This window comes from Streptacidiphilus anmyonensis (assembly GCF_000787855.1).
Taxonomy (GTDB): domain Bacteria; phylum Actinomycetota; class Actinomycetes; order Streptomycetales; family Streptomycetaceae; genus Streptacidiphilus; species Streptacidiphilus anmyonensis.
Window position 1 is genome coordinate 1 of record NZ_BBPQ01000137.1, and the last position, 5780, is coordinate 5780.

Annotated in this window: 4 protein-coding genes; 3 read left to right on the top strand and 1 reads right to left on the bottom strand. The window is 71.9% G+C overall.

Annotation, left to right across the window (positions count from 1 at the left end; translation table 11 throughout):
* Both TR50_RS41895 and TR50_RS41900 read left to right on the top strand, forming a co-directional pair.
* The coding region (locus tag TR50_RS41895; protein ID WP_160311292.1) for an RHS repeat-associated core domain-containing protein at positions 1-2754 on the top strand (2754 nt) is incomplete at its 5' end.
* A gap of 28 nt (positions 2755-2782) precedes the next feature.
* Positions 2783-3199, top strand: coding sequence for a hypothetical protein (locus TR50_RS41900; RefSeq protein ID WP_042435892.1), 417 nt, complete (start codon positions 2783-2785; stop codon positions 3197-3199).
* A gap of 67 nt (positions 3200-3266) precedes the next feature.
* Here TR50_RS41900 and TR50_RS41905 read toward each other — a convergent pair whose 3' ends face one another.
* The gene (locus TR50_RS41905) at positions 3267-4028 is read right to left on the bottom strand and encodes an IclR family transcriptional regulator (protein WP_042435895.1); all 762 of its coding nucleotides are present in this window, start codon (positions 4026-4028) and stop codon (positions 3267-3269) included.
* Positions 4029-4155: 127 nt separating this feature from the next.
* On the opposite strand from TR50_RS41905, the gene hutH reads away from it, so the two are divergent.
* A complete protein-coding gene (gene hutH / locus TR50_RS41910) occupies positions 4156-5697 on the top strand; it encodes a histidine ammonia-lyase (RefSeq protein WP_201776943.1) in 1542 nt (513 codons plus the stop codon).
* The last annotated feature ends 83 nt before the right edge of the window (positions 5698-5780 follow it).

A 5780-nucleotide genomic window follows, 5' to 3' on the forward strand; every position in this document is an offset into this window, starting at 1 on the left:
CTGTGGACCTACCGCAACAACCCGCCCACGCCGACCGGCAACACCGCGGACGCGGACGTCACCAGCTACGGCTTCTCCTACGTTCCCGGCGGCACCAGCTCGACGACCACCGACGCCACCGGCAAGAACACCTGGACCACCACGACCACCGACCTGCTCGGCCACCACATCACCAAGAGCGACCCCGATGCCGGGACCAGCTACACGGTGGAGGACAACGCCGGCCTGCTGGTGCAGACCCAGGACGCCCGCGGCCAGTACCTCTCGTACTACTACGACAACCTCGGCCGCAAAGCCGCCGAGTACAACACGGCCTGGACCGGCTCCAACAGCACGCTCCCCGCGTCGTCGACGCAGCTGGCCGGCTGGACCTATGACACCGCGCCCTCCTCGGACGGGAAGTCGAACCGGGGCCTGCCGGCCGGCTCGACCCGCTACACCGACGGCGGCGTCAACGCCTACACCACCGGCGTCACCGGGTACGACGCGGCGGGACGTTCCCTGGGCGACGCGGTGACCATCCCGGCGGCCGACGGCAACGGAGCCCTGGCGGGCACCTACCAGACCAACAACAGCTACACCCCGGTCACCGGCCTGCTCGACCACACCGATCTGTCCGCGGCGGGCGGCCTGCCGGCCGAGACCGTCTACAACTCCTACAACGTCAACGGCCTGCTCCTGGCCGCCGGCGGCAACGCCGACTACGTCGTGGCCACCTCCTACGACCAGGTCGGCCGGATCCTGTCCCGCACCCTGGGCGACTACCCGTACCAGATGGTCCAGCAGAACCTCTACGACGCCGCGACCGGCCGGGTGAGCAACACCTTCACCGACACCACCGCCGGCCAGAGCACCGTCAACCCCAACCAGCTCAACACCTACAGCATCGACGACGTCTCCTACACCTACGACGCGTCCGGGCGTCTCACCTCGACCGCCGACCTGCAGAACTGGACCGTCTCCGGCTCCTACCAGCCCGGCCCGCAGGCCCGCGACCTCCAGTGCTACGCCTACGACTACGCCGGCCGCCTGACCAGCGCCTGGGCCGACAAGGGTGACCAGACTCCGTCCGCCACCACCAACCTCAACAGCCCCACGACCGCCACCGGCGCCCTCGGCTCCTGCGCGTCCTCGACGAGCAACAACCCGCCCGCGAACGCCTCCTCCCTCGGCGGCCCGGCACCCTACTGGCAGAGCTACGGCTTCGACGCAGGCGGCTCCCTGACCGGTGACCGCTCCTCGGTCACCGACCACGACCCGACCGGCAACACGGCCAAGGACACCACCCGCACCTCCACCTACCCGGCGGCGGGAAGCTCCGGCCCGAACCTGCTGAGCAGCGTCACCGCCACCGGCGGCACCACCGGGACCGACAGCTACGGCTACGACGCGGCCGGCAACACCACCACCCGCACCCTGGCCGCCGGGCCCAAGCAGGCCCTCACCTGGGACCCCGAGGGCCACCTGGCCACCGTCACCGACAGCAGCACCACCCCGGCCACGACGTCGAGCTACCTCTACGACGCCGACGGCAACCAACTCATCCGCCGCGACAACGGCACCACCACGCTCTACCTCGGCTCGACCGAGCTCTACCTGAACACCAAGACCGGCGCGGTGACGGGCAACCGCTACTACGACTACCCCGGCGCCCCGTCCATCGTCGCGGCGAGCAGCGGCGCGCTCACCTACGAGATCGCCAACAACCAGGGCACCGGCAGCACCACCGTCAACGCCACCACCGGCCAGGTCCTCGCCCGCCGCTACTTCAAGCCCTACGGCGACCCCCGCGGCACCGCCGCCACCACCTGGCCCGACGACCACACCTTCCTCGGCAAGACCACCGACACGTCCGCCGGATTGGTCGACATCGGGGCCCGCAAGTACGACCCCACCACCGGACGATTCATCTCCGTCGACCCGCTGTTCGAGGCCGACGACCCTCAGTCCCTGGGCGGCTACGCCTACGCCGGCGACGACCCGGTCAGCGCCAGCGACCCGAGCGGTCTGGACGACGGGTGCGATCCCTGGTTCCCGATCAGCTGCGCCTGGAACAGCCTCTTCGACACGACCAACAACGCGGCCCAGAAGTACCTCGAGAAGCCGATGATGGCGGCGGCCGAGGATCTGAACCCGCTGCCCGACATCTGGCACTGCACCGACTCGATCGACCTGCGGTGCGCCTCAGGCGTGGTGTCGGTAGTGCCCCTCGGCAGGGGGGTCGGTCTTTTCGCCAAGTTCGGTGCCAAGGCGGACGACATCTTCCGCGTCGGTCGCGACGCCGACGACGCCATGAACGGCACCAGCAAGCTCGGTGACATCGGGATGGACGACGGCGGCGATCCGTCCATGGACCCGAACGGGACCGGCGCGGATCCGGGTGGCCCGGTCGACCACGGCGACGACCAGGCCAAGGCGTACGAGGACAACCAGAACAAGGCCGGAAAGCCCGTGCAGGACGCCAACGACGCCATCGACGCCCACTCTGGGGCCGTCGGCGACACGTTGACCGAGACACGGACCCCGATGGGGGCGGCCAAGCACGCCATCCAGGTGAGCCAGGACGTGCAGGCGGCGATTGTTCTTGGCGCTATGGCCGCCACCTGGTTCAAGGCGCTGGCCAAGTGGTTCCGGAACGGACCCTGGCACGACTTCACGTACAAGCCCAAGCACGCCAAGGACAGCACCGTCGACCAGAAACCTGCCGACGACAGCGGTGACGGCCACGTCAGGGGCCACCACCTGTACGAGTGACCGGCCCGCGACCAAAGGACCTTGACCCATGATGACCCGAACCCGACTCGTCGCGGCGACGGCCGCCCTGCTGGCCGCCACCGCGGGGATCACCCTCGGTACGGCCGGTCCCGCCGGCGCCGCGCCCGCTGACCGGCTGACCCTGCACGGCTACGGCAGCATGGCCACCGTCACGCTGCACGTCTTCACCTTGGACGGGCACGACCACACCTGGGGTGAGATCCGCTGGCAGGACTTCTTCAGCGGCTGCGTCTGGGAGGACCAGACCACCGATCCCACCCAGCGCACCTGGGACGGGCAGGTGCGCGAGACCTGCGTCAACGGTCAGTTCAACGCCGTCACCGCGGGCGCGGACAGCGACCCGCTGTACGACGGCCCGGGCTTCTGGGTGCGGGCTTGCGGCCAGGACATGGCCGGAAACGTCGTCTGCACCCCGTGGAACTGAACTGACCGGAAGTGAACTGAGGCGGCCCGGTTGAGAACCGTTCAACCGGGCCGCCTTGTCGCGCCCGTCAGCGCCCGCCGACCCTTCGGGACAGCTCGCGTGCCGTGCGGGTCACCGCCTGGGCCAGTTCCTCGCGCTGGTCCGCGTCCAGCGCTCCGCTCTCGAAGGTCACCGCCACACCCGCGACCGGGTGGTCCGCGCGGTCGGTGACCGCTGCCGCGACGGAGGAGAAGCCGAGGGTGACCTCGCCCTCCTCGGTGGCGTAGCCGCGTCGGCGGACCTCCACCAGGCGGGTGCGCAGCGCTGTCAGCGATCCGGGCCCGCGGACCTCGGTGCGCTGGACGAAGGCGGCGGCGTCCGGGAACAGCGCCCGGACCTGCGGGGTCGGCAGCAGCGCCAGCATGGCGCGGCCGCTCGCGGTCAGCTGGGCCGGCAGCCGCACGCCCACCTCGGTGACCAGCGGCGCGCGGCCCGGGGCGCGCTCCTCGATCAGGTAGAGCACCTCCCGCCCGTGCAGCACCGCCAAGTGCGCGTTGTGGCCGGTGCCGTCCACCAGCCGCGCCAGCGGCACCCGGGCCAGGCGCTGGAACGGGGCCTGGCGGGTGTACCCGGAGCCGAGCTCGAACGCGCTGACGCCGAGGGCGTAGCGCCGCTCCTCGGGCAAGTGGACGACGAAGCCGTCGGCCGCGAGCGTGTCGAGCAGGTGGTACGTCGTCGAGCGCGGCAACCCCACGTCGCGGCTGATCGCGGCCGCTGGGACCGGCGCCGCCTGGCGGGCCAGATACCTGAGGACGGCCAGCACCTGGGCGGCCGCGGGCACGATGGACATGGCCGCAGCGTATCCCCGCGAGCGTCTGGGATCCCAGACGGCTGAGCCGCCAAATGTCTGGGATCCCAGACAGAAGCCTCGGGAAACCCCTGGTGAAGGGTGGCTGACCTGGTGCTTCATAGGTGCCATGAACAAGGTGCTCATCGGGATCGGCCCCCTCTCCGCCGACGAAGTCGTGTCCGTCGCCCGCCTCGGGGCCGCTGTCGAGCTCTCCCTCGACGCGCAGGAGGAGATCCGGCAGAGCCGCAAGGTCATCGAGGACCTCGCCGACGACGTCACCCCCCACTACGGCGTCTCCACCGGCTTCGGCGCGCTGGCCACCCGGCACATCCCCACCGAGCTCCGCGCCCAGCTCCAGCGCAGCCTCGTCCGCTCCCACGCGGCCGGCTCCGGCCCCGAGGTCGAGCGCGAGGTCGTCCGCGCGCTGATGCTGCTGCGCCTGTCCACCCTCGCCACCGGCCGCACCGGCGTCCGTCTCGAGACCGCCCAGGCCTACGCCGACCTGCTGAACGCGGGCATCACCCCGGTCGTGCGCGAGTACGGCTCCCTCGGCTGCTCCGGCGACCTCGCGCCGCTGGCCCACTGCGCGCTCGCCGTCATGGGCGAGGGCGAGGTGCGCGACGCCGACGGCACGCAGATGCCGGCCGCCGACGCGCTCGCCGCCGCGGGCCTGACGCCGGTCGTGCTCCGCGAGAAGGAGGGCCTCGCCCTCATCAACGGCACCGACGGCATGCTCGGCATGCTCGTCCTCGCCGCCCACGACCTGCACCGCCTGCTCGCCACCGCGGACATCACCGCCGCCATGAGCGTCGAGGCGCAACTCGGCACCGACGCCGTCTTCGCCGCCGACCTCCAGGCGCTTCGTCCGCACCCCGGCCAGGCCGCCAGCGCCGCCAACCTGCGCGCCGTCCTCGCCGACTCGGCCGTCGTCGCCAGCCACCGCGACCCGGCGAACTGCACCCGCGTCCAGGACGCCTACTCGCTGCGCTGCACCCCGCAGGTCCACGGCGCCGCCCGCGACACCCTCGCCCACGCCGAGACCGTCGCCGACCGCGAGCTCGCCAGCGCCGTCGACAACCCCGTCGTCACCCGCGACGGCCGCGTCGAGAGCAACGGCAACTTCCACGGCGCGCCCGTCGCCTGCGTCCTCGACTTCCTCGCCATCTCCGTCGCCGACATCGCCTCGGTGGCCGAGCGCCGCACTGACCGGATGCTCGACGTCGCCCGCAGCCACGGCCTCCCGGCCTTCCTCGCGGACGACCCCGGCGTCGACTCCGGCCACATGATCGCCCAGTACACCCAGGCCGCGATCGTCTCCGAGCTCAAGCGCCTGGCCGCGCCCGCGTCCGTGGACTCCATCCCCTCCTCGGCGATGCAGGAGGACCACGTCTCCATGGGCTGGTCCGCCGCCCGCAAGCTGCGCCGCGCCGTCGACGGCCTCACCCGGGTCCTCGCGATCGAGCTGCTCACCGCCGCCCGCGCGCTCGACCTGCGCGCCCCGCTCACGCCCGCCCCGGCCACCGACGCCGTCCGCGCCGGCCTGCGCGAGCACGTCCAGGGCCCCGGCACGGACCGCTACCTCGCCCCCGAGATCGAGGCCGCGGTGCGCTACGTCGCCGACGGGCGCGCCCTGGCCGCCGCCGAGTCCGTCACCGGCCGCCTGCACTGACCCGCCTGCCGCACCACCCGCTCGCAAAGGACTTCGACATGACCCGACCTGACGTCATCCGTGCCGCACGCGGCACCGAGCTG